Genomic DNA, 22336 nt, shown 5'->3' on the forward strand with positions numbered 1-22336 from the left:
TCGGCCAGGTCCCCGAATTCGTCGACCCGAATACCGCGGCACCCGCCAACAATGGTGGGACAGGCGGTGGTGGGGGAACCGGAGGCAACAACGGCGGCAATGGCGGCGGGAGCGGCAACGGCGGCGGCGCAGGCAACAACAGCGGCGGACCCGGCACAGGCGGAAACAGCGGCACCGGCGGCGACGGCGCCAACCCTCCCACCACCAGCGGCCTTCCACCTTCATCCTCCAAAAGCGGCTTGGACTCCGCGGGCAACCAACCGACGCCGACCGGGTCGACCGGTCCGACCAACTCGACCAGCCCGCTCGGCAGTTCGGGGCCGTTGTCCAAGCTCGCGGACATGCTGGCTCAGCTGAATTCAGGCCCCATGTTCAACGGAACCCCCGGCTCGTTCGGCGCGACCGGCCCATGGGGTGCGTCCGGCCCATGGGGCGCATCGGGTCCGTTCGGGTCAATAAGTCCGGCGGGCCTCGGCGGCGGATCGGCCGGCGGCGGAGCCGGGATCGGCAGTCCGGTCGACGACAAACTGTTCCCTCGTGCCGGCGCCCCCGGGACCGGCACCCCCACCAACACCGGCCGTGCCGGAATCCCGGACACCGCAACCCAAACCAACGCCGCCTACCCGATGGGGATGGGCGGCTACCCGATGGGCGGAGGTATGGGCGGCGGCATGGGCGGACAAGGCCAGCAACAACAGCAGGAGCGCAAACGTGCCGCCTACCTGGACGGTCCCGAGCACCTCGAGGAAGCCGTCGGCGACGATCCACTGTCGGTCCGGCCCATCATCGATCGTTGAGACAGGCGGCCGACCATGCGCTTTCATATCGTGAATTTCCCCAATACCGAGACCACCCGGCACTATCAGCCGTGCGCGTATACGCAGAAGAATCGGCGCTTCGCCTCGATGATGACCGAGCTCGGTCATGAGGTATTCCTGTACGGCGGCGAGGAGAACGACGCGACGTGCACGGAATTCGTCCCGATCATCACCAAAGCTGAGCAGTCCGAGTGGTTCGGCGGCGCCGACCTGTACAAGGACCCCATCAATCTCACGTGGAGTCCCCATGATGTGCATTGGCAGACCTCCAACGAGCGCGCGGTCACCGAGATCGCCCAGCGGAAGATCGAGCACGACTTCATCGGAATCCTCGGTGGCACTTGCCAAAAGCCCATCGCAGATACCTTTCCCGAGCTGATGACCGTCGAATTCGGCATCGGCTACAGCGGGGTGTTCGCCAACTATCGTGTGTTCGAGAGCTACGCGTGGATGCATGCCGTCTACGGCTCGTATGCGAGTGTCCCCGGCGTCATGAGCGCCCGCGGCCAGTTCTACGACGCCGTGATCCCGAACTACTATGACGTGGCGGACTTCCCGTTCTCCGACGAAAAGGACGACTACTTCCTGTTCATCGGCAGGATGGTCGAGGCCAAAGGCATTCAGATCGCGATCGACACCTGCACGCGGCTCGGCGTGAAGCTGATCGTCGCCGGCGCGGGGGAAGTCCCCGAGGCCGACTGCGTCGAATACGTCGGTGTAGTCGACTCGACGCGCCGCGGCGAGTTGATGAGCCGGGCCCGTGCGGTTTTCGTGCCGACGCTCTATCTCGAACCTTTCGGTGGCGTCCACGCCGAGGCGATGCTGTGTGGGACCCCGGTGATCACCACCGACTGGGGTGTGTTCACCGAAACCGTGCAGCACGGTGTGCAGGGCTTTCGCTGCCGGACGCTACGCGAGTTCTGCGAGGCCGCTGACGCCGTCGACAAACTCGACTATCGCGGAATCCGCGACTACGCGATCTCGAAATTTTCCACTGACGTCGTCGCCCCACAGTACGAGGCGTATTTCGAACGCTTGCTCACGCTGTGGGGCGAAGGCTGGTACGCGACATAGGAGGTCACTGTGACGGGAACACTGTCGCGGTCGGACACAGGGCCTACCGTGCTGACGGAATCGGGCCGCCGGAACCTGGTCGTTCTGCGGGCGGGCGACGAATCACTGCACGAGCAGTGGCTGGCCGGTCCGCATCCACGCACCTGGGACCTGGTGGTGAGCTATTTCGGTGACGACCCGGACCGCTACCGGGTCGCGGACGTGACCAGAATCGACCGCAAAGGCCCGAAATGGCCTGCCCTGCACCATGTCCTGACGGTCGACCTGGCTGAGGTGCTCGACCGATACGATTACGTCTGGCTCCCCGACGACGACCTGGCCGCCGACACCTCCAGCATCAACGAGCTGTTCCAATACGCGGCGCAGCACCGGCTCGCACTGACCCAGCCCGCGCTCACCGAGGACAGCTACTACTCCCACGAGATCACGCTCGTCGATCGCCGATTCGTCCTCCGGCACACGAACTTCGTCGAAATCATGGCGCCTTGTTTCAGCCGGGAATTCCTGCGCCGTTGCCTGCCGACCTTCGACGCCACCCAGACCGGCTGGGGTCTGGACTTCCACTGGCCGCGATTCATCACCGACTCCACAGCGATCGCCATCGTCGACGCCGTAACGGTCCGGCACACCCGACCGGTCGGCGGGCCGAATTACGCTGCGGCTCGGGCGAGTGGGATCGACACGTGGGCGGAGTATTGCGAATATCTGCTCACGCACGAAATCAGTGATTTGACGCCGCGCGTGCACCGCGGCGTCGGCGCACCCAACCGGCCGGCGGGAACCCTTGAACCCACCGCGATCTGCGTAACCATCGACCGGTGGCGCCCCGAGTTGGCCGGCTGGATCGACTTCCACTCCGCGCAAGCGGAATTGACCATCGTCTACACCGATGATCCGGACGTCCGGGCCGCGCTGAGCGCAGTGCGCGGTGAGCGGCCCGTCAGTCTTCGCGACCACGCGGCACCCACCGACGACACGGTTCCCCGCGAGGTAGCCAACATCGCCGACGCCGCCGCAACGGCCGAGGCGGCGGGTATGCAATGGCTGCTACCACTCGGCCCCGACGAGGTCTTCTATGACGACGGTCGCCGCCGCTGGCAGATTCCCGGCGCCGGGCAGGTGACATTCATCGGACACGAAGCCATCCCCTCCCCGGTGCCGGTGACCGATCCGATCCACGAGTGCACCGTGTTCCGGGTCAGCGGGCGGTCACCCTTCCTCGACACACCGGCCAACCGCAGCGCGGTCCGTCTCGGCCCTGCAGTCGCACCGGTGGACGAGTACGGTTTCACCGGATTCGACGGCGTGCACGGCACCGTGACCGCGCCGATGATCCTGCACTACCCGTATCCGAGTTTCGAGAGCTGGCTGGCTCGAGCCGAAGAAGTCGCCGAGGTCGGCGGCAGCAAGGCACGGCATTTCGCCCATCACTCCAGAGACCTGCTGCAGGTGGCCCTCGCCCATGGCGAGCTCTCGGGCGCACGCGCCTGTTTCCAAGCCGGAATCCCGTCCGACGGCATGGTCGACCGGATGCTCCTGGCCGGTGAGCTCATGCGCGCCGAGCCGCTGCGACTGATGCGCGGCCCCACCGGTGCGAGAGCGGCTACCGGCAGTCGGTGAGGTCGAGGGCCGCGCGCACGAGGTGTCGGTGCCGTGGTAGCGGTAGACGTCGTCAAGAGATCCGGATTGGCCGAATGTGCTGACCCCCAGCGCAATACCGCGCACCTGGCTGATCGTGGCCAGGAAGGTCAGGGTCGAGGCGGCAGCCCGCGGCGCGGTCGCGGCGATCAGCGACCGGCCATGTACCGAGCTACCGACGTTCGTGGTGGACGACCCTCGACGCGTGCTGGGTCCACTTGCCTCGAGGATCTACGGCGAGCCCTCTCACAAGGCAGCCACAATGGTCCACCGCTGGATCCACGCTGTTCCAGCGCACATCGCCCGGTCGTACCGGCACGTACCGCAATTCGCCGATCCCGCCGCTCTGCCGAGTTGATCGGCCCGATTCTGTGCGAACTCATCGAGCGCACCGGTGTTCTGCTCCTGCTCGACCTCGCCTACGCCCTCCGGACTACGCGATCGGAACTGTCGTACCGGCGCGCCGCGCCGCGTCACCGTCACGGCGGGCATACAGACAATCGGACGTCCAATTGCTGATCATGTCCGATACGCACGTTCCCACGCGGGCACGGGATCTGCCGGGGATGCTCTGGCGCGAGGTCGGCGCGGCCGACGTGGTCGGACACGCGGGCGACTGGGTGGAGCTCGCCCTGCTGTACCGGCTGGCAGTGCGCAGTATGCGCCTCATCGGCGTCTACGGCAACAACGACGGTCCCGAGCTCCGCGCGCGGCTGCCCGGGATCGCTCATGCCGACCTCGACGGACTCTTCCAATGCGACCGGTTCAATGAAATATTCAATTATCCTTTTCCCCGGTGCGAGGCGTCGGCACTTGCTCTGGGGCGACGGCCGTGCGCAGGGTCTCGATCCACCAGTCGACCGTGCGATCCCGCGCGCCCGCGCCCAGGCCGGCGCTGCGGCGGAATTCATCGCCGAACAGCGGCTCCATCGCAACAGCCTGGTGCAATGCGGCCACCGTCAGCTGAATCGCCTCGCGTGTCGGCGGCGTTCGCCCGAGGGCCACGCAGCTCTCGCACGCCTGGGCGTGCAGCCGGTCCACCACCTGATCGAGCAGTCCGCTGCCGGTGTCCCGCCAACCGGACCGGTGCAGCGCAAGCGCCAGTTCGGCATAACCGTCGGCGTACAGCGCCGACAGCGCATGCACCAACTCGGCGGGGTCGATCGGACGATCCGTCCACGCACCCAGAACGGCGTGCAGTTCCGTCTTCAGTTTGGTCCCGCCGAATCGCAGCAATGCCTCCAGCAGTTGGTCACGCGTGCCGAAGTGATGGTTGACCGCGGCATCGGACACCCCGATCTCGGCGGCGACCGCACGCACCTGCACCGCGGCCGGTCCACCCGTGGCCAGCAGCTTGCCCGCCGCCTCCAAAATGATCCGCTTGGCGTCATCGGGTTTGCGTCGCACTCGGTTAGCCACTCATAGATCCTACCTTGACAAGTCAAAGTAGCTCCTCTTACCTTGGATGCTCAAGGTAAGGAGGTGGCGTCGTGCACGGACAATCCACGATTCCCGCGATGACCGATCTGGCGGTGACACTGGGCGTCTCGATCCACGATTCGACACCACCCCGCGAGATCCGCTTCTCCCATGCGGGCTGTCGGCTACACGGATTGGACTGGGGCGGAACCCGATTTCCGGTACTGCTGCTGCACGGCGGCAAATTAACCGCGCACACATGGGATTTCGTCTGCCTCGGCCTGCGCGGCGATGTCCGGCTGGTCGCGCTGGATCTGCGCGGACACGGTGACAGCGACTGGTCCGACGACTACAGCATCGACACCCTTGCGGCCGACGTCGTCGCTACGGCCGACCACCTCGGCTTCGATCGGGTCGGGCTGGTCGGAATGTCACTCGGCGGCGTGGTCGCCGCGCACGTCGCTGACGCGCGGCCCGACCGAGTCGACCGGCTGGCACTCATCGATGTCGCCCCCGGCGTGGACTTCGACAGCACCCAGCGAATGCGAGCATTCATCACCGGGCTCGGCCCGGTGCGCGAACTCCAGACGGTGGTAGATGCCGCCATGCGGGTCAATCCACGCGCCAACCGCGCGACAGTCGCCTACCGCATGAGCACACTGTTTCGCCAGGCGCCCGATGGCGATTGGGTGCCGAAGGCCGATCCGAGTCCACCCGACTTCCCCGCTATTCTCGCCGCCATCGATCGGCTGGCCGCTCAGCTGAGCGGGGTGCGGGTGCTGTTGGTGCGCGGCGGACGCAGCAGGGCACTTTCTCAAGCCGCGGCCGAACGACTGGTCGAACGCATACCGGACGGGGAACTCGTGGTCGTACCGGACGCCGGGCACAACGTCCAGGAGGACGATCCGGCCGCGCTGATAACCGCACTGCGCGCCTTCTTGACACGCTGACCGCTACCAACGCCCGGCAACTGCGACCGCAGTCACCCCCGCCGCCGCATGCACCTCACTTTGCGGTACGGGGTACAGCCCGGAGTAAGACAGGCAACAGGTGCAGTCAACGCCGAGTCTCGTCGACGCGACCCGACGGTGTCGGCCGGACTGCAGTTGGCGGTCGCCGCGGTACTGACCACGCCTCTGCTAGGTCCAAAATCATTGGTGTACAACGTCTTCCAGTGCGCGGTAATGGCCAGGAGCGTATGGTGGTCGGCTTTCAGTGCTCTGTCACCCGTATGGCACGGACGCACGCTGCTGGGCAAGGCGGCCGGCCGGTTACGATACTCAACCACGCCGATGCGGCCGGTAGGAATCAATCGGACTTCGCCTTGCGCTCAGCCAGTCGCGTGGTGAGCTGGGCCAGCACTTCGCTATATTCGTCGTCGCTGCCCGGGTGACGGTCCGGGAGGGTCAGCCGTCCGCTGCACCGCGAACGTACCAGACGGCGTGGAGTATCCTGACGCCGCAGCGAGCGGCGGCGGCCATCCTGTACGCGATGCCGTAGGCGCGGCGGGTGTTGGCGGGCCCGATCGTGTCCAGGAAGCGGCATCCCGGCCGACAGCTCCTATCGTCTGCTGCCGGCCTGACGGCCCGGCCTCACTTCAGGTGCCGGACGAAGAACCGGTTTGCCGCTGGTTTCGCGCGTGGCTAACCCGAGAGCTGCACGTCGGCCAGCCCACTGCGGGACGCGCGCCGGTAACTGCCCGGCGCGACACCGTATTCGCGTTTGAATGCCTTCGCGAACGCGAATTCCGAGCTGTATCCGGCTCGTTCGGCCACGGTCGCCAGCGGGGCATCGGTTTCGCGCAGCAGCCTGCCCGCCGCGGTCATCCGCCAACTGGTGAGATAACCGAGCGGCGGCTCCCCCAGCACGGCGGTGAACCGCTTGGCGAACGCGGCGCGCGACAGACCGGACGCTCGGCTGAGTTCCTCGACGGTCCACGGATGGCCAGGGTCGGCGTGGATGGCGCGCAGCGCGGGCGCGATGACGGGGTCGGTGACCGCTGCCGCCCATCCTTTCGCACGATCCGCCGTCATGCCCTGATACCAGGCTCGCATGATCAGCAGCAGGAGCAGGTCGATCAGGGCCGCGACGATGCTGTCGCTGCCGGGGCCCGGATTGTCCATCTCGCTGGTCAGCTGGCCGACTGCGATACGGAGGGCGGGCTGCTGGCTCGCGGCAGGCAGATGGATCACCTCAGGCATCCCCGCCATCAGCGGATGCTGCCGGGTTACGTCGAGTTTGTAAGCGCCGCAAGCAAGGACGGTCCGTTCGCCCGGCCCGTCTTTGTACAGACCGCAACCGAGGACGGGCTGATCCCCTTGCGCTTCGACGGCCACTCGGCGGTCTACCGTCTTGCCGTCGATCAGTAACTGACGGATGTAGGAGCTGTGGTCGACCCGATCTTGGGTGAACACGTCCGGCGCCAGGACCTGGTCGCTGCACAGCGTATGTCCGCTGCCCTGTCGCAGGAACACGGTGTCGCCGGTATCGAGCCGGACTGAGGCGCCGCCGTCGGGTGGGACGAGCAAGCAACTGCCGTGCAGGACCACATGGAAACTGGCGCCGGAGACAGCGGGGAATCGCATGCTCCACGGCGCGCGGGCGTCGGTGCGGGTGAACACCGGTGTACCGGTTCGCAGCGCAGTGAGGGCGTCGCTGAATACATCCACTCGCTACCTCACCGCATCCCGAAGACGTTGGGACAGAAATGCGAGCGTATCAGCCATTCAATCGCGGTCCCGGCGAACCTAACGTTGCTCGCGTTCCACTAGAGCACGGAAGGTGCGAGGTCGATGGGCACAATCACCACAGCTCAGAGCATGCGGCGAGGTCGAGCGACGCTGACTCCCGACGGCGATGTTTACCGCGGAATCGTGCCCGACGATGTGGTGGTGGGCCATGGCGGATGAGCCGATCGCGCCAGCGTTGATGAACGCCTTGGTAACCGAGCATTTCGTGCTGCAATCCGCCGCCAGCACAACCGTCAGCGAGGCTTTGGGGCGCGCCACACTGTATCTATCGTCGCTGTCGAGCTCGCTGGTGGCCATGGGGTTCGCTGCCCAGTCACCCGATATCTTTCCCGCGTTTGCGGCCGCCGTGATTCCGGTGCTCCTTCTGCTAGGCGTGCTCACCGTCGTTCGGCTGGTCGACACCGGAATTCAGAACATCACCTATTTGGCGGGCATAGCTCGGATCAGGGCTCGCTACCGAACCCTTTCGCCGGAGGCGGCGCAGTTCTTCCAGTCCTGGGGCGATGCGGAGGACGAAACCGGACAAGCTTTGGCGTCATTGGCGGTGACGAGAAGCCCGTTGGTCGGTCTGTTCACCACCGCCAGCACCATCGCTTCGATCAACAGCGTGGTGGCGGGAGCCGGAATTGTGTTGCCGCTGGTGAGACTTTTCGGTATTGATCTCGCAGTGGCTGTTCCCGTCGCGGTGGTGCTGTCCACAGTGCTCATAGCCGTCTTCTACCGGTATCAGGACCGCCGCTACCGGGCCACAGACAGGTTGCGAGGCCCCGATCGCACACCGGTTGTGATGCGAAAGGGAATATCCAGATGACACGAATGCGCGCCGTGGTGGCCGAACGGTTCGGGCCGCCCGAGGTGCTTCGGGTGGCGGAGGTGGCCGTGCCGGAACCGTCAGCTGGACAGGTCGTGGTGCGGGTTCGAGCCGCGGGTGTCAACGCCATTGATTGGTTGACTCGCGCCGGTCTAGGAGTGAGGGTGTCTCGTTTCCCGGCGATCCTCGGCTGGGATATGTCGGGCACGGTAATGGCCTGTGGGTCAGGTGTGACCGGACTACGGGAAGGAGACGACGTGTTCGGGATGTTGAGCTTCCCCGCGCTTGCGAGCTGCTATGCCGAGTACGTTGCCGCGCCTGTCACAGATGTGGCACTCAAGCCGAGTGCCATCGACCATCGCCAAGCCGCCGGTGCGCCGATGCCTGCGATCACTGCCTGGCAGGCACTGTTCCGCCACGCCGATCTGCGGGCTGGACAGCGGGTGCTGATCCACGGAGCCGCAGGCGGTGTCGGACACATCGCTGCGCAATTGGCGCATCTCACTGGCGCGGAAGTGATCGCGACCGCCTCGGCGCGCAACCGTGACTTTCTTATCGACCTCGGTGTGGACCAGGTGGTCGACTATGGCTTGGGACCAATCAGCGAGCTGGTGTCGAAGGTGGATGTCGTCGTCGATTCCCGCGGCGGCGCCGACTTCCTCGATCTGGTGAACGCGGTCCGCCCTGGGGGAATTGTCGTCACCCTCAAAGGAGAGCAACCCGAGTACCGTGCTCAGCTCGAGGCGCAACAGGTCCGCGCTGGGTATGTCTATGTCGGCCCCGACCCGCAGGCGTTGAAAGCTGTCGCGCAACATTTGGCCGATGGCGCAGTTCGCGTTGCAGTCGACCGTGCACTCCCGTTGGCGCAGGCCGCCGAAGCGCACAAGGTTGGCGAAACCGACCACGTGCGCGGCCGGATCGTGCTCGACGTCTACTGAGCCATCATGAGTCGGCCGCGGTCTGCGGGGGCCGGTGATCTTCCGGTGGCGTTTGGCCTGTCAGGCGCGGTCGTGGAGAGTGATCTGGTAGCCGTCGGGGTCGGCGAAGGTGAATGTCCGACCGAAGGGGCCGTCGATCGGTGCGGAGACGATGGTGTGACCGTCGGCGACGAGAGCATCGTGAATTGCCTGGATGTCTGTGGCGTGGAGCCAGATCGCGGCACCGATGCCGGGCTGAGCAGCGGATGCGAGATCGGTGCCGGGAACGACGTCGCGGAGTGCGAACGCGATCGGCTTCGTCTCGAAGACGACGGCGTGCGGAGGTCCGGTCTGCGAGCGGACGAGGCCGAGGTACTGCTCGTAGAACGCCTGCGAGGCGTCGAGGTCGCGCGCTTGGAGCGAGATGAAGTCGGGGCCGGTGGCGGGCATGATGATGCTCCTTCTTTACGTGTCAGGTTTCTGACACGGGCCAATCTATGTCAGAATGCTGACATGAGTCAAGACGGTGCCGGCGTCGACCTGGAGACGTCACTGGGCTACCTGCTGAAAGAGGCTTCGAGCGCCCTCCGCGTAGCCATGGAGGAGGTGCTGCGGCCACTCGGGATGAGCGTGACGCACTACTCCTGCCTCGAGCTGCTGGCTCAACGACCGGGCCTGTCGAATTCCGAGCTCGCGCGGGGCGCGTTCGTGACACGGCAGACGATGAACGTGCTACTCCAGGCCCTGGAACGAGACGGCTACGTGACCAGGCCCGCGCAGGCACCCGTCGGAAAGGTTCTTCCCACGCGGCTCACGCCTCGCGGACGACGGAGCCTCGAGAAGGCGACCGTAGCGGTCCGGTCCGTCGAGGTCAGAATGCTGGCCGGCCTGACCGAGACCGAGCAGTCAGACGCGTTCCGGATCCTGCGGAGCATGATCCATTCCCTGCGCGATGGCAACGACGGTGCATAGCTCGTTCCCCGGCGCACGTCTCGCCGCGCCCGGATAGGAGTGCAGCCGAGCGTGAAAATCCGTGCAGTCAACTTCGAAACCGACAGACCCCGACTACACCCTCTTCCGCGATGAAGCTGATTGTCGGCATGCCGAGGCTGATGATGACGGTTCGCCGGGCTGCTTCCTCGTCGAGTTGGGCCAGTTTGCCTTCAGCACCGGCGGGGCTTACTTGCAGGCCTTCGATCTCGCCGTGCCATCCCTCTCGCTCTGCTTCGCCGATCCGGGTGGTGAGGTTGTCTGGGATTTGTTCCAGCCGGGTGCGTTGTTGCGGAACCGGCCGCAGGAGCGAACATCGACACAGGCTTCTATGAACTTGATTCCCATGGTGCAGAGCTTCTTCCGGAGATCGAGCCGAACGTGGGCACTCCGAGTCCTCGAGGTTCAACCGCGGCGCCGGGACCTTGATCCGCTCGTCGGCGGCGTTGGTGGTGGTGGGCTCGACGGTGGCTTCGGCCGGCTCGAACAAATTCGCGACAACGCACCCATCGCATCACCGAGGCCGAACAGCAAGGCTCGCTCGGCGAAGCCGAAGGCCTGCGCGTCAGCCTGACCGCGGCCACCGGAAAACTGGCCCAGCTCGACGAACGAACCCGCCGCGCCGCCACGGTCGGTGACGGCCTTACGTGTGGGATCGCCCACGATGCCTGACTACTCGGCGCCGCGACTGGTGAAGTCGAAGGATCCGCCGTCAATGCCCCAGGAGATAATCCGTTCGGGGTGAATTCGGATGACCGCGCGTTCCTGGGGTTGGAACGGTGGCTCCTCGTCATCGAGCGCCTCGGCCGTGCCGCGTACCTCGATGCCGCGAATCACGTATGGCTCCAAGGAAACCTGTTGGTCGATGACGAACGACACCCGGCTGCCCGCCTCGACATTGCGGAACTTTCGACTGGCACGCATCCGCATGCCCCCGATGTCGATCGTGCCGTCGGCGTTCACCCGATAGCTGGTCGGGTTGTTCTGCACAACGCCGTCGGGCGACACCGTGGCCAGCCGACCGATCCCGGCCTCCGCGAGGAACTGTTGTTCATTGATGGTGAAGGTCATGTCAGTTACTCCTCAGTGAATTCGATATCAGGTGTGCCCCCGGCGATCAGCCGGAAGTTGTTGGGTGCGGGAAGCGCAAGCTGCTACTCACGCGCGACACCGCCTACCCCGTGCTCTGCGATCAGAACAGGATCAGCGCGGCGCACAGTCCGGCAATGGCAATGAACTGCAGGGTGACCCGGTACTTCAGAATGCTGTCCCACTTGTCCTGCAGCGCGCGGGCGTTGGCCGGAATGATGCCGCTCTGCGCGGCGGCGGTCTGCTGGGAGTTGATCGGCTTGGCGATGCGGACGTAGAAGGCGAGCCAGGTCAGCAGCGCCGCCACCGTTATCCCCGCCGCGACAGCGGCGCCGATCTGCCCGGCCCACAGCGCGATCAGCAGCGTGAGCACCGCGGTCACCGTACCGACCGCACCGACAACCGGCATGCGTTTATCGCCGTAATAGTGACCCCATCCCGCACTCATGGTCACGGTCGCATCATCGAGCTTGCGGTATACGGACCGGGTGATCACGGCCACGCAGACATCGGTGCCATAGACGATGGCATTGGAGAGAACGGCGACGGCGGCAATGATCTGGCCCGTGACAATCAGCATTTTCGGCCTCCTTCCAGGAGCTAGCAGCGCTAGCAATCGAAGCAACGTTAACATTCGCTCGCTAGATTGTCTAGCCCTGCTAGATATCAGACCGCTACCGCGGGGATCGCGCTCGGATCAGCAAGCTGCACACGCCCGTTCCGGCCGAGCAGACGCCGTCACGCGGCAAGCCGGTCACCGAACGTTGCAGATCTTCGGTCTACTGGATCCGCTGGTGGCGCTGGGCCTCAACGCGGTCAGTTGCGGCAGCCTGACCGCGCCGGGGTCGGCGATCGACGACACCTGGCCACTCCCCCGCCTTGACGCCGGTGAGCCGACCTGCCGGCCAGTGATGCCGCCGCAGCTCAGGCGGCGGCATCACTGCCACGCACCGAGGCCACCCGCAGAAACGCACTCATCTGCCGCATACCGCGCGATGCGATGGGTCAAAAATGGTCGTTTCTGACCCAAACTCGATTCGGCGCACCGGCATCGCGAAACCGCAGCTTGCCGAAACCACGAATCGGGTCACAACCCGTGTGCGGAATCTACGGGACGAAACCAGCGATGTCGTCCCTTTGGGGAACAGTTCTGGGCATGACTCGGTTCGTCTACGCGCGGGTCTCCACTCGCGGGCAGAAAGACGACTCCCAGATCGATGCGCTCAACCCCGGCAGAGGCTTACCGTGTCCACTGGTCGACCAACACCGCCAGGCGAGCGTCCCGCTGAGCCGGCCGCAGACGTCCACCGCGGTCCAGGGTCGCCAAGCCGTGCAGGGCACTCCAGCCGACCTCGGTGAAGGTCTCCGGATCGTGCTCGCCCGCGAACGGTGAGAAGGCGGCGAACATGACGGCGAACGCGTCCCGCAGCGGCTGCGAGGCATTCTCGCCGAACGCGAGGTTCACCTTCATCAGGAACATCGCGTCGTAGAGCGCGGGCCGCGCGGTCGCGAAGTCGAGGTAGGACCGCGCCACCGCCGCCAACGCTGCGCGCGGCTCGCCGCCCGCGGACTCCAACGCCGCGCGGCTCCACGCGGCCATCTCCGCGATACCTTCCTCGGCGACCGCCGTGACGATCTCGTCCTTGCCCGCGAAGTGCGAATACAGCACAGGCTGGCTGTATTCGATCCGTTCCGCCAGCCTGCGCACAGTCACCGCGTCCCAGCCCTGCGACTCGGCCAGCTCCCGAGCAGTGTCGATGATCAGCCGGTGCCGTTCGGCGCGTTCCCGTTCTCGTCGCGTCTGGGTCGCCATAGGCCGACTATAGCATCGCTTGACAATCTAGCGTTACTAGATCTCATCAATCATTGCCGACGCAACGCTTCAACCTGAAGCAGGAATCGATCGCCGTAGTATCCAGAGCCCGTGTATCGATCCTGGAATCGCTGACATGGGGTTAGCCGATGAGGTTGCCGCCCCCGACAGCAAGAACTCCGGAATGCTGGCGGCTTCGGATCGGGCGAAACTCGCCGACCTGCTGGCCGCCGGGCAGCGCGCGAGCGAGTTCCGGGATTTCAACACCGACATGATGGCCGGGTTCATCCTCGCACTGCGCAACGGCGTGATCGCCCGCATGGCCGCCGAACACGACTTCGACCTGGACACATCCACCACCGAACTGCTCGCCGCTATCCGGTCCGCCACCACAGTGTGAGCGCCACTGCGGCTTCCCGCGGCTTATGGCGCAACAGCTGCGGCAATGGTGATGCCGTCGAGCAAGCGGTTCAGGCCGAAGTAGAACAGCGACTCGGGGTCGATGATGACTCCGGGGGCGGCGCGCAGGGCGGCGAAGTGCGGGTAGCGGCCATTGGCAAGAATGGCCGCGAGCTGCGAATCCGATTCCACGAGTTCGGTTTCGGCGTCGATGCCGGTCTCGTCGGTGGCGATGCGATCGTGTTCGAGGTCGGTGGCGCAGCCGCGCACATAGCCGAAAAGGGTGATGGCGGCGTGCATCGCGGTATCGGCGTCGAGGTCGAGTTCCCGGCGAAGAAGCCGAGGTCGAACTGGTCGTGCGGCGTCCTGCAGACCATGGACGGGGCTCACCGCCGTTCTGCGCAACTCGGGCCGAGACGCCGCAAGAGCAATAGCGGGATCATTCGCTCGGTCCTGCCCTGATATTCGGTGAGCTCGGCAGATTCGGCGAGAAGCTTCGACCAGAGTTCCGCGCGTGCGGTGCCCACCAACTCCTCGGCCTGCGCCGGGAACCTCTCGATACCCACCTCGACCGTGATCGTCGGATTGGCCTTGAGGTTGTAGTACCACATCGGGTGTGTCGGCGATCCGCCGTTGGACGCGACGATCGCGAAGTCGCCGTCATTTTGGGCGAAGTAAGCCAGCGGCGTGACGCGCTCGATCCCGGATTTGGCACCGATATGGTGGATCAGGATCAGCGGGGTGCCTGCCAACACCCCGCCGACCCGTCCGCGGTTCGCGCGAAACGCCTCGACGGTCCGGCAATCGAAGTCAGTCATGGCCGATCTCATAAACAAGGCCGAGGCGGCCGTCCGGCAGTTGCTCGACATTGCGCAGTTCGACCGCGCGACGTTTTTCCGACGTCGCGAAGAGCCCCGTACCCTCGCCCGCGATCAGCGGGTAAACGATCAGCCGCAGTTCATCCACGAGCCCGGCATCGATGGCACTGGCCGTGATGGCGGCCCCACCCATCAGGTAGATGTCTTTGCCGCGGTCCAACTTGAGCGCCGCGAGTTCGTCCAGGCCGCGCAGGAATTTCGTGTTCGGCCATTTGGCCGAGGTCAGGGTGTTCGACACCACGTAGTGCGGGGTCCGGCGAGCGACCTGCGCCCATTCGATCTCTCCGGGCGTGGGCACGCTGCCGCTCTGCGGATGGACTTCATCGGGCTGGTTCTGGATCGTGGTCCAGTACTGCTCATATCCGGGGTACATCCGGCCGCCGAGCACGCACGCGTCCACTTGTGATGTCAGATCGTAGTCGTCCGACCAGCCGTCCACCCAGTCCGCGTATCCCTGCGAACCCTCGGTCTTCCCGTCGATCGAGATCTTCATGGCTGCGATAATTCTGCGCATTATTGTTCTCTCCCAATGTGTTTCGGTTCAATTGCCGATTCGCGCGGCGTATTCGACACGCAGATCGGCCATGACGTCGTCGAAGTGCGGCGGTGTGCGGTCGGCCAGTCGGTCGACGAGCAGGTTCAGATGCGCATGCCAGCCTGCGCCGTAGTTGACGATGCCGTCACGGTCGGCGATCCGGCGGTGGGTGACGACGAGCCGGACCCGGTCGCCGACCGGGGTCAGCTCGAACGTGACATCGGAACCGTCTTCCCAGGTGTAGGACAGCAACCGCGATGGCTCCCACGCCAATACCGTGCCCTCGATCAGGTGTTCATCGACCGTGCCGCGCGGGTGGCCGGTGAGCTCCGCATTGCGGAATACATGTTCCGCCGCGCCGCCGACTCGCGGCTCGACGCCGCCCGCCGCCAGCCACGTTTTGCGTTTGTCCGGCTCGGTGAGAAATGCCCAGACCCGCTCGATCGGGCCACGCACTTCACGTTCGATGCGAAGCGTCTCCGGGGTGACCAGGGTGCAGTATTCGCTCATTGCTCTTCCTTTTCGAGGTCGTCGGCTTCGAGGGCCGCTTCGAGTGCGTCGATCCGCTCGTGCCAGAACTGCTCGTAGTAGTGGAGCCAGGCGGCACCATCGCGCAGCGGTGCCACGTCCAGCGCACAGGTATGAGTGCGTCCATGGACGAACCGCCGCACCATGCCCGCACGTTCGAGCACTTTGATGTGCTTGGACGCCGCTGCCAGCGACATCGAGAACGGCGCCGCCAGCTCACCCACCGAGCGCTCCCCGCCCGCGAGGAGGCTCAGCATTGCTCGGCGAGTCGGATCGGACAATGCGTGGAAGATCGTGTCCAGTCGCTCCGACGAATTCTCAACCACGAGGTTGAATATCCCCGAACGTCAACCAATTGTCAACCATCGGGTTGAATGTTCCGGGCCAAGGTCCACGCCGGCACCTCCACCGGTTCAGCATCCTGCTCGGCGGCATCGAGGAAAGCCACGCCACCCTGGACGACCGACACCGGCCTGACTGTCCGACTCCCACAACGCACGGCACGACCGAACAACGACAGCAGCACCCGAAACAGACACCGCCCACCCCGGAGGTGACGTCACTTTTCGTCAGCACAAACCGCCGTTCCAGGCCCAGGGTGACGCCCAAATTCACCTGCAACTGACGCTGAAATTCACCTGTCTAATCAGGCCGGAACGATCGAAGGCCGGCGGTGAGGCAGCGATGAGCTTGTCGAGGCTGGGGCTGACCGCCGAGCAGGAGCGGGTGTACCGCTACCTGCTGCGCAACCCTCACATCGGCCCGGACGCCGGTGGCTCCGAGCTGGGCGAGCCCAATATACGGGTGGTCATAGCGGAGCTGCGTAGGTTGGGCCTGGTGACCGGCTCGCATACCGCGATATCCCCACCTCCGCCGTCGATCTGCTGGTACGGCAGCGCTTCGAACGGATGCGACGGGAGTTCGCCACGCTCACCGGCGCCTGGGACGTGCTCCGGGAACTGTCCGAAGAGCACAGTAAACCCTCCCGGCTGCGCGCCGGGAGAGTTACCGAGTATTGCGAATTGCAACCCTCAGCCGCAGACCCACAGGGCGTCGGCCTTGTTGTCACCGTCGGCAGGCACATTGCCCTTGCTGTTGTCGGGGACCGAGACGAGCAGTTGCCACTCCTGACCGGTCCAGTTGTAGACGCCGACCGTCTTTCCGGTGCGGTTCCAGTACGAGCTCAGACGATCTCCATTTCCTTCGTTGCCGATGTCGTGCAGCAGGCAGTTGTTGTCGACCTGCACGAACATGCCGGTGCCGTTGCGGTGGTCGTAGCCGCAGAACAGTCCGCCCGGGCAGTCGTAGGCCGCCGACGCCGGCGTCGGCGCGAGGGCTGCGCCGTACCCGGCGACCGCGAGGGTGGCCGCCGCCGCGACGCTGAGACGGCGAAACTGTGTGAGTGAAAACATAATTGACCCTTCGAAGCCGATGGGATCGAGTATCGGTGCGGCGGAAATCCGCCGCACTCATGATGGGGGGACCCGGCCGTCCGCGACTATCCACCTCGCGCGAGTTCTGTCCGGGCCGCGCGGCAGGTTCGGCGCTGCGCGGCGGGTCAGGCGCGCAGCGTCACCGACGGCGGCACACCCCATCGCCGCCGGTACAGGGCCGAAAAACGGCCCAGATGCCAGAACCCCCAGTCCGCGGCCACCGCGGCGACCGTGGTCATGGTGGGGTCCGCGGCGACCAGCGCGGCGTGCACGCCCACCAGCCGGGCTTCACGCAATCGCGCCGTCGGTGTGGTGTCGAGGTATCGGCGGAAGCCCTCCTGCAGGCTCCGCACCGAAAGTCCCACTGCCTCTGCGATGTCGGTGATGGTGAGCATTTCGTGCGCATGGTCGGTAATGAGTTGTTCGGCCAGGCGGATGGGACGCGGCGTCGACTTTCCGGGGGCGCCGTCGAGCAGGAGCTCCGAGTAGCTGTTCGGCTGGGCCAGCAGGAATTGGGACATCATCAGCTGCTCGATCTGCGGCCGCAGCTGCGGATCCAGGAACAGGCCGGGGCCTTCGGCGTCGGTCTGCAGCATGCGCACCGATTCGAACCAGATCCGGGCGGCCGGTGATCGCAATTGCATGGCGATGGCCATCCGCAGCGGTCGATTCGGCGGCCGGCCCAGCATCCGCCGCAAATGGTCGTCCAACGCGGCACGGTCGAATCGGACGAGGAGTTGCCTGCTGCTCTCGTGCCAGTTCATGTCCAGGGGCGCGTCCGGGTCCGGAACCGAGGCCACCGCCGGGCCGGAGGCAATATCCGCGGTCCCGTTGAGTATCCGGGCCCACCCTGCCAGCGGTATTTGAACCAGGCGGAAGGTTTCGATGGGTTCGGTCCGGATCCGAACCTGAACCCCGTAATGCTTGTAGACGAGGCCGACATCGCCGTACCGGACGACATTGCAGCTGGCCTCCATGGCGGAAGCGCCCGGGTCGAGCCGGTGCTCACGCAGAATGCCACTCATCCCGGCCCGGGCCACCTCGGGGTCAGCGGTCCGAAAATAGCGATGCCCCGACAGCGGTTCAACGAACATTCCGACTGCCCTCCAAGCAGCAGGCGCCGCGCGAACGGGCCTGGATCAGTGGATGCCGAAGGTATTGTCCGTCGACACCTGCGGGCACACAATCGGTTTCGCATTTCGTAGCGCGTCTTGTGGACGCTTCACTGGGGTCAGGAATCCACAGCCGTTTCCGCTGGTCGGCCCGTTGCCGGAACAGTCAGCGCCTGCATATTCTCCGGAAGCTCCTCACCGACAACCAGATCGACCTCCGACTGCGGGTCGCGTTCACCTTGCTGCTGCTCTACGGGCAGCCGCTCAGCAGAATCGTCCTGCTCACCATCGATGACGTCCTCACCAACGCTGACGGCGTCTCGATCCGATTCGGCGAACCACCCACGCCGGTTTCCGAGCCTGGTCCGCGAACTGGTCGACTACTGACGGGGAACTTTGGGTACCCGATTTCCGTTCTCGAGGACCACGCCGATATGGGTGGGCCTGGAATCTGCGGCATTGCGGCCAGGGAAGATATAGCACTGCAGAAGCTAACCAGCTGTGGTGGTAGACCACAGGGCTACAGCGTATCTGGACGGTAGTCGTAGGTCCGACGGCGAGATAGAGGAGCCTGCCCGCAGAGGTGGTCGAGCTCGTCGGCTCGGCACCTCGAACTGCCCGACGGTACGCTGCCAGTGTGGAACTGGCCGCCGCCGAGACGGGCGAGCTGGTGTTCGGGGAGACGGTGGATGCCGACGCGGTGCTGCCTTCCACCGCTGACGACGACTTCATCGAGTTCCTCGTCGGAGGTGTGGCTCTGCACCGCCCGGGGCGGTGCAGAGCTGATACGAAGCGGGACGGCCTACGGCGATGAGGCCGGAGGGTCAGCGGTTCCAGGGGTGAGCGCTGACCCTCAGCTCACCCCAGGTGGATAGGGCCGGTGTGGATGGTGGGCTCCTCGCCGGTGAACCGGTGGATCAGCCGTGTTCCCCTCGCTTGCTTGTCGAAGTAGATGAAATCGGTGTCGGGGTCACGCAGCGTTAAGCCGGCCAGGTCCCAGTTGTCGGTGGTCTCCGGCCACGACGGATTGGAGATGGACGTGATCGCAAAGCCGCCTTCCAGCGCCGGTTGGTTAGGTACGCACCCCTCGAACTCGCCGATCCTGGAGTCGATGGTGTTGCCCGGTATCCCGCCACTGACGAGAAAGCTCTTCGTACCCAGCGTGACCTGAACGAGGGTGTTGCCTCGTAGGTCGTCGCCGGCGATCCGAAAGGTCAGCTCGACACGGCACACGACATTGCGGTCCGCTGAGGCCGGACCCGCCGCCAGCGTCGCGGCAAGTCCGACCGTGATGCACAAGATCAGCGCGTGGAGGGTTTTTCGGATGGTGTGCATGGAGGTTGCTCCTGTCTGTGCCCGTCTTCGGAAGATGAATGACCGGTGCGCGCCCACAGCCGAGTCCAGTCCCGACCGCCATTGCCGCGCAGCACATGTGGCTGCCTGCCCAGGCTGAGCGACTTCGCCGGGTCGCGCTCCGATTCCGCCGGAGACGGCTCGCGGTTGCTTACTTTCGCGCAGATCAACGGTAGTTTTTGGGCAGGCGCGCGACCTATACGAACAATTTCGAATAGCGCTTCCGGATTCGACCGGACGACGGAATCGGTTGGCGCACAATACTGGAGTAAAGTCAGGACCCGACTCGAACGCCAAGAAGATCCACGACCTGGCTCTGGCGATCGTCACCGAACGCAATCAGGTGCAGATCTGGCCGCTGCTCATGCAACGACTCATCACCGACCTGACCATGCGATCTCGCGGTACTCGTCGATCTGGATCGGCACGCCGGCACTGGACACGCCCGCACCGGCACACCGGACTGGTTGTTCGAGGCCCCTTGGACGCACTCATCCACGCGCACATGCGCTCTCATGCCCTACTCCGCCACTACGCACGCATGAGGGACACGACGCCGCTGACTCTCGACGGGGCGCCGAGCTGCGCCAGCCGATTGAGAGCCTGATCCGCTGGTCCACCCCGTTGATGGTCCGCGGCCCTGACGGCGACTCTTTCCGCCCCGAATGGCTCACCCTCGCCGTCCCCGCCTTGCTCGACACCCGGGTCAAGGTCCGCCCCTCTGCGACGGTCGGTCTCGAGATCGGCGGCCCGCCCTTCCAGCTCCGCGCGACGCGCTCCGGCTTCGAGGTCGGCCCGCACGACGGCCGCTACCTCGACGCCACCGTCCGCGCCGAGCCCGCCTACGTCCTCGGCCTCGCTGCCGGCGCCCTCACCCTCGGCGACGCCCGCACTCTCGGACTGGTCGAGGTCGACGGCGACGAGTCCGTCGTCCGCACCGTCTTCGCCGCCTGACAGGACCGCTCCGTCAGGCGCGCGGTGGCAGCATCCCGTGGAGATACCGCTGGACTTTCGTATCGAGAGCGGCGGTGATCGTGGCTAGAGGCAACGCGACGACATCGCGCACACCTTCCGACGGAGCCGCGACGTTGCCCGAGCCCACGACTATCCCGGGAAAACCCCTCACGGCGTCGACTATATTGAATATGAACTCAGATTCAATTATGGTCCACTCGAGCGACTGAGCGGAAGGGGTTCTCATGACCAGCCCGGCACCGGCATCGGCCGAGAACGACCATCGCGCAACCGCGGTGCTGTTCGATTTCGGCGGCGTGCTGACGTCCAGCGTCTTCGGGGCGTTCGAGGCGCTCGGCGCCTCCCTCGGCTGCGATCCGAGGTTGCCGCTGCGCCTGCTCGGCCAGGACTCGGACGCGCGGGCGCTGTTGATCGCTCATGAGGAGGGTCGGATCGGCGAGCGGCAGTTCGAACAGGGATTCGCGGCAAGGCTGCGCCATCATGGCGTCGACGTGAACGGATCCGGCTTGGTTCGACGCATCCAGTCCACGATGCGCGCCGATGACGACATGATCCGACTGGTGGCCGACGTCAGGGCAGCCGGGTTTCGGGTAGGGCTGTTGTCCAACTCGCTCGGCGACGACTGCTATGCCGGATTCGACCTGGACGAGATGTTCGACGCTGTCACGATCTCCGGCGAGATCCGAACCCGCAAGCCTTCCGCCCGAGCGTACGAAATCGCCTGCGCCCGTTTGGGTTCCGATCCGGAAGCCACCGTGATGGTGGACGACCTGAGGCAGAACATTGTCGCGGCCGAGGGTGTGGGGCTCACCGGCGTCCTGCATCGGGAGGCGTCCGACACGGCCAGACAACTATGGGGCGCACTCGGTCCGCACCCAACCTTCTGATTCTCTCCCACAGCGAGTGGCAAAGCATTTCGAAACAAAGAACGGATGGACACGTCATTGAGTCCGATCATCCAGGAGCCCAGCGACACCGTCCTGGCCGAAAAGCGCGGCCCAGTGCAGATCCTGACACTCAACCGGCCGGACCGGCTCAATGCCTGGAACGATACTCTCGAAGCGCGCTACTTCGAATTGCTGGACGAGGCGGAGAACGCCCCCGACGTCCGGGCCATCGTCGTCACCGGAGCGGGGCGAGGTTTCTGCGCCGGAGCCGACATGGAGGATCTGCAGCAGATCAGCAACCGCACGGATCTCACCGTCCCCCCGCGGCCCCGGCCCCGCGAGTTTCCCTTGTCGGTCCGAAAGCCATTGATCGCCGCCGTCAACGGTGCGGCGGCTGGCCTGGGTCTGGTCGAGGCGCTCTACTGCGATCTACGGTTCACTACTCCGGAGGCGAAATTCACGACGGCCTTCGTGCGCCGGGGATTGATCGCAGAGTACGGAATCGCGTGGCTGCTTCCTCGCCTGATAGGTCGTAGCCGCGCCCTGGATCTGCTGCTGTCGGGCCGGGTGATCCGCGGCGAGGAAGCCTATGCGATGGGACTCGTCGATCGGATCTGCTCGCCGGAGAACCTGTTGGGCGAGGCGGTCGCCTATGCGACCGAATTGGCGAATTTCTGCTCCCCCAACTCGATGAGCCTGGTCAAGAGTCAGGTCAATCGCGCCATGCACGCGGATTTCGCGACGGCGGTCGCGGAAGCCGAGGACCTGATGCCCGCATCCTTCACCCATCCGGATGCGACCGAGGGCGTGACGAGCTACCTCGAGCGCCGCCCGCCCGAGTTCGCTCCGCTGCACCCCATCGCTGCCGACTGAATTACGCGGCCCGCGCCGGGATGGCGGGGGCCTCTCCTTCCGTC

At 65.3% G+C, this 22336-nt stretch carries 27 protein-coding genes and 2 pseudogenes; 14 read left to right on the top strand and 15 right to left on the bottom strand.

The genetic code is table 11. The features are described from left to right. The 4 genes and pseudogenes from IU459_RS27555 to IU459_RS38760 all read left to right on the top strand — a co-directional run. Positions 1–797 (top strand): annotated as a pseudogene (locus IU459_RS27555) (hypothetical protein); the annotation flags it as partial. A gap of 15 nt (positions 798–812) precedes the next feature. Further along, positions 813–1892, top strand: coding sequence for a glycosyltransferase (locus IU459_RS27560; RefSeq protein ID WP_195132496.1), 1080 nt, complete (start codon positions 813–815; stop codon positions 1890–1892). 9 nt (positions 1893–1901) lie between these two features. Beyond that, a complete protein-coding gene (locus tag IU459_RS27565) occupies positions 1902–3512 on the top strand; it encodes a DUF707 domain-containing protein (RefSeq protein ID WP_195132497.1) in 1611 nt (536 codons plus the stop codon). 539 nt (positions 3513–4051) lie between these two features. Further along, positions 4052–4279 (top strand): annotated as a pseudogene (locus IU459_RS38760) (metallophosphoesterase family protein); the annotation flags it as partial. A 28-nt stretch (positions 4280–4307) separates the two neighbouring features. Here the strand turns inward: IU459_RS38760 and IU459_RS27570 are convergent. Further along, positions 4308–4949: a TetR/AcrR family transcriptional regulator gene (locus IU459_RS27570; protein WP_195132498.1), complete on the bottom strand. Its 642-nt coding sequence runs from the start codon at positions 4947–4949 to the stop codon at positions 4308–4310. Between the two features lie 71 nt (positions 4950–5020). Between IU459_RS27570 and IU459_RS27575 the strand changes: the two genes are divergently transcribed. Next, positions 5021–5899 carry an alpha/beta fold hydrolase gene (locus IU459_RS27575; RefSeq protein WP_195132499.1) on the top strand — a complete coding sequence of 293 codons (879 nt, stop codon included), beginning with the start codon at positions 5021–5023 and terminating at the stop codon, positions 5897–5899. 693 nt (positions 5900–6592) lie between these two features. On the opposite strand, the gene IU459_RS39805 is transcribed toward IU459_RS27575, so the two are convergent. Next, complete coding sequence (locus IU459_RS39805; protein WP_195132500.1) at positions 6593–7618, bottom strand: AraC family transcriptional regulator; 1026 nt, start codon at positions 7616–7618, stop codon at positions 6593–6595. A 229-nt stretch (positions 7619–7847) separates the two neighbouring features. Between IU459_RS39805 and IU459_RS27585 the strand changes: the two genes are divergently transcribed. Together IU459_RS27585 and IU459_RS27590 are read left to right on the top strand one after the other, a co-directional pair. Beyond that, the gene (locus tag IU459_RS27585; protein ID WP_195132501.1) at positions 7848–8510 is read left to right on the top strand and encodes a hypothetical protein; all 663 of its coding nucleotides are present in this window, start codon (positions 7848–7850) and stop codon (positions 8508–8510) included. Then, positions 8507–9448: an NADP-dependent oxidoreductase gene (locus tag IU459_RS27590; protein WP_195132502.1), complete on the top strand. Its 942-nt coding sequence runs from the start codon at positions 8507–8509 to the stop codon at positions 9446–9448. The genes IU459_RS27585 and IU459_RS27590 overlap by 4 nt, the downstream gene beginning before the upstream one ends. A 60-nt stretch (positions 9449–9508) precedes the next feature. Here IU459_RS27590 and IU459_RS27595 read toward each other — a convergent pair whose 3' ends face one another. Continuing rightward, positions 9509–9877 (bottom strand): VOC family protein, encoded by a 369-nt coding sequence (locus IU459_RS27595; protein WP_195132503.1) that lies wholly within the window; start codon positions 9875–9877, stop codon positions 9509–9511. Between the two features lie 63 nt (positions 9878–9940). On the opposite strand from IU459_RS27595, the gene IU459_RS27600 reads away from it, so the two are divergent. Next, complete coding sequence (locus IU459_RS27600; RefSeq protein WP_195132504.1) at positions 9941–10399, top strand: MarR family winged helix-turn-helix transcriptional regulator; 459 nt, start codon at positions 9941–9943, stop codon at positions 10397–10399. 61 nt (positions 10400–10460) lie between these two features. Further along, on the top strand, positions 10461–10991 hold the full coding sequence (locus IU459_RS27605) for a hypothetical protein (RefSeq protein WP_195132505.1): 531 nt from the start codon (positions 10461–10463) through the stop codon (positions 10989–10991). A 98-nt stretch (positions 10992–11089) separates the two neighbouring features. On the opposite strand, the gene IU459_RS27610 is transcribed toward IU459_RS27605, so the two are convergent. The 3 genes from IU459_RS27610 to IU459_RS27620 all read right to left on the bottom strand — a co-directional run bounded on the left by IU459_RS27610 (position 11090) and on the right by IU459_RS27620 (position 13319). Continuing rightward, positions 11090–11488, bottom strand: a complete 399-nt coding sequence (locus tag IU459_RS27610; protein ID WP_195132506.1) for a PPOX class F420-dependent oxidoreductase — start codon at positions 11486–11488, stop codon at positions 11090–11092. Positions 11489–11609: 121 nt separating this feature from the next. Further along, the gene (locus IU459_RS27615; protein WP_195132507.1) at positions 11610–12086 is read right to left on the bottom strand and encodes a DUF1772 domain-containing protein; all 477 of its coding nucleotides are present in this window, start codon (positions 12084–12086) and stop codon (positions 11610–11612) included. A 660-nt stretch (positions 12087–12746) separates the two neighbouring features. Then, positions 12747–13319, bottom strand: a complete 573-nt coding sequence (locus IU459_RS27620; protein WP_195132508.1) for a TetR/AcrR family transcriptional regulator — start codon at positions 13317–13319, stop codon at positions 12747–12749. Between the two features lie 136 nt (positions 13320–13455). Here IU459_RS27620 and IU459_RS27625 point away from each other — a divergent pair, with 136 nt between their 5' ends. Beyond that, positions 13456–13719, top strand: a complete 264-nt coding sequence (locus IU459_RS27625) for a hypothetical protein (RefSeq protein WP_195132509.1) — start codon at positions 13456–13458, stop codon at positions 13717–13719. A gap of 23 nt (positions 13720–13742) precedes the next feature. Here IU459_RS27625 and IU459_RS27630 read toward each other — a convergent pair whose 3' ends face one another. The 7 genes from IU459_RS27630 to IU459_RS27660 all read right to left on the bottom strand — a co-directional run bounded on the left by IU459_RS27630 (position 13743) and on the right by IU459_RS27660 (position 18117). After that, positions 13743–14108 carry a TetR/AcrR family transcriptional regulator C-terminal domain-containing protein gene (locus tag IU459_RS27630; protein ID WP_195132510.1) on the bottom strand — a complete coding sequence of 122 codons (366 nt, stop codon included), beginning with the start codon at positions 14106–14108 and terminating at the stop codon, positions 13743–13745. Next, a complete protein-coding gene (locus IU459_RS27635) occupies positions 14105–14548 on the bottom strand; it encodes a nitroreductase family deazaflavin-dependent oxidoreductase (RefSeq protein WP_228838616.1) in 444 nt (147 codons plus the stop codon). Before IU459_RS27635 ends, IU459_RS27630 begins: the two co-directional genes overlap by 4 nt. Then, positions 14529–15089: a dihydrofolate reductase family protein gene (locus IU459_RS27640; RefSeq protein ID WP_228838617.1), complete on the bottom strand. Its 561-nt coding sequence runs from the start codon at positions 15087–15089 to the stop codon at positions 14529–14531. Before IU459_RS27640 ends, IU459_RS27635 begins: the two co-directional genes overlap by 20 nt. A gap of 48 nt (positions 15090–15137) precedes the next feature. Next, positions 15138–15641, bottom strand: a complete 504-nt coding sequence (locus IU459_RS27645; RefSeq protein ID WP_195132512.1) for an SRPBCC family protein — start codon at positions 15639–15641, stop codon at positions 15138–15140. Further along, a complete protein-coding gene (locus IU459_RS27650; RefSeq protein ID WP_324199052.1) occupies positions 15638–15985 on the bottom strand; it encodes an ArsR/SmtB family transcription factor in 348 nt (115 codons plus the stop codon). Before IU459_RS27650 ends, IU459_RS27645 begins: the two co-directional genes overlap by 4 nt. A 705-nt stretch (positions 15986–16690) precedes the next feature. Continuing rightward, on the bottom strand, positions 16691–17071 hold the full coding sequence (locus tag IU459_RS27655; protein ID WP_195132513.1) for a peptidase inhibitor family I36 protein: 381 nt from the start codon (positions 17069–17071) through the stop codon (positions 16691–16693). A 146-nt stretch (positions 17072–17217) separates the two neighbouring features. Further along, positions 17218–18117: an AraC family transcriptional regulator gene (locus IU459_RS27660; protein WP_195132514.1), complete on the bottom strand. Its 900-nt coding sequence runs from the start codon at positions 18115–18117 to the stop codon at positions 17218–17220. Positions 18118–18841: 724 nt separating this feature from the next. Between IU459_RS27660 and IU459_RS27665 the strand changes: the two genes are divergently transcribed. Next, positions 18842–19018, top strand: coding sequence for a hypothetical protein (locus IU459_RS27665; protein ID WP_195132515.1), 177 nt, complete (start codon positions 18842–18844; stop codon positions 19016–19018). 44 nt (positions 19019–19062) lie between these two features. On the opposite strand, the gene IU459_RS27670 is transcribed toward IU459_RS27665, so the two are convergent. Continuing rightward, positions 19063–19539 carry a hypothetical protein gene (locus tag IU459_RS27670; RefSeq protein ID WP_195132516.1) on the bottom strand — a complete coding sequence of 159 codons (477 nt, stop codon included), beginning with the start codon at positions 19537–19539 and terminating at the stop codon, positions 19063–19065. 645 nt (positions 19540–20184) lie between these two features. Between IU459_RS27670 and IU459_RS27675 the strand changes: the two genes are divergently transcribed. After that, positions 20185–20511: a hypothetical protein gene (locus IU459_RS27675; protein WP_324199053.1), complete on the top strand. Its 327-nt coding sequence runs from the start codon at positions 20185–20187 to the stop codon at positions 20509–20511. A gap of 13 nt (positions 20512–20524) precedes the next feature. Here IU459_RS27675 and IU459_RS27680 read toward each other — a convergent pair whose 3' ends face one another. Next, a complete protein-coding gene (locus tag IU459_RS27680) occupies positions 20525–20683 on the bottom strand; it encodes a hypothetical protein (protein WP_195132517.1) in 159 nt (52 codons plus the stop codon). 73 nt (positions 20684–20756) lie between these two features. Here IU459_RS27680 and IU459_RS27685 point away from each other — a divergent pair, with 73 nt between their 5' ends. Together IU459_RS27685 and IU459_RS27690 are read left to right on the top strand one after the other, a co-directional pair. Further along, complete coding sequence (locus IU459_RS27685) at positions 20757–21419, top strand: HAD family hydrolase (RefSeq protein WP_195132518.1); 663 nt, start codon at positions 20757–20759, stop codon at positions 21417–21419. A 45-nt stretch (positions 21420–21464) separates the two neighbouring features. Beyond that, positions 21465–22292 carry an enoyl-CoA hydratase-related protein gene (locus IU459_RS27690; RefSeq protein WP_195132519.1) on the top strand — a complete coding sequence of 276 codons (828 nt, stop codon included), beginning with the start codon at positions 21465–21467 and terminating at the stop codon, positions 22290–22292. Positions 22293–22336 lie beyond the last annotated feature (44 nt).

Origin of the sequence: Nocardia amamiensis (assembly GCF_015477605.1) — a bacterium.
Taxonomy (GTDB): Bacteria; Actinomycetota; Actinomycetes; order Mycobacteriales; family Mycobacteriaceae; genus Nocardia; species Nocardia amamiensis_A.

Coding starts and splice junctions, on each gene's coding strand:
- IU459_RS27585 (WP_195132501.1), top strand. CDS start 7,848: ATGGCGGATGAGCCGATCGCGCCAGCGTTGATGAACGCCTTGGTAACC.
- IU459_RS27595 (WP_195132503.1), bottom strand. CDS start 9,877: ATGCCCGCCACCGGCCCCGACTTCATCTCGCTCCAAGCGCGCGACCTC.
- IU459_RS27635 (WP_228838616.1), bottom strand. CDS start 14,548: ATGAGATCGGCCATGACTGACTTCGATTGCCGGACCGTCGAGGCGTTT.
- IU459_RS27600 (WP_195132504.1), top strand. CDS start 9,941: ATGAGTCAAGACGGTGCCGGCGTCGACCTGGAGACGTCACTGGGCTAC.
- IU459_RS27625 (WP_195132509.1), top strand. CDS start 13,456: ATGGGGTTAGCCGATGAGGTTGCCGCCCCCGACAGCAAGAACTCCGGA.
- IU459_RS27685 (WP_195132518.1), top strand. CDS start 20,757: ATGACCAGCCCGGCACCGGCATCGGCCGAGAACGACCATCGCGCAACC.
- IU459_RS27560 (WP_195132496.1), top strand. CDS start 813: ATGCGCTTTCATATCGTGAATTTCCCCAATACCGAGACCACCCGGCAC.
- IU459_RS27675 (WP_324199053.1), top strand. CDS start 20,185: ATGGTCCGCGGCCCTGACGGCGACTCTTTCCGCCCCGAATGGCTCACC.
- IU459_RS27615 (WP_195132507.1), bottom strand. CDS start 12,086: ATGCTGATTGTCACGGGCCAGATCATTGCCGCCGTCGCCGTTCTCTCC.
- IU459_RS27640 (WP_228838617.1), bottom strand. CDS start 15,089: ATGAAGATCTCGATCGACGGGAAGACCGAGGGTTCGCAGGGATACGCG.
- IU459_RS27620 (WP_195132508.1), bottom strand. CDS start 13,319: ATGGCGACCCAGACGCGACGAGAACGGGAACGCGCCGAACGGCACCGG.
- IU459_RS27690 (WP_195132519.1), top strand. CDS start 21,465: ATGGACACGTCATTGAGTCCGATCATCCAGGAGCCCAGCGACACCGTC.
- IU459_RS27660 (WP_195132514.1), bottom strand. CDS start 18,117: ATGAGTGGCATTCTGCGTGAGCACCGGCTCGACCCGGGCGCTTCCGCC.
- IU459_RS27670 (WP_195132516.1), bottom strand. CDS start 19,539: ATGCACACCATCCGAAAAACCCTCCACGCGCTGATCTTGTGCATCACG.
- IU459_RS27590 (WP_195132502.1), top strand. CDS start 8,507: ATGACACGAATGCGCGCCGTGGTGGCCGAACGGTTCGGGCCGCCCGAG.
- IU459_RS27645 (WP_195132512.1), bottom strand. CDS start 15,641: ATGAGCGAATACTGCACCCTGGTCACCCCGGAGACGCTTCGCATCGAA.
- IU459_RS27610 (WP_195132506.1), bottom strand. CDS start 11,488: ATGACCTTCACCATCAATGAACAACAGTTCCTCGCGGAGGCCGGGATC.
- IU459_RS27655 (WP_195132513.1), bottom strand. CDS start 17,071: ATGTTTTCACTCACACAGTTTCGCCGTCTCAGCGTCGCGGCGGCGGCC.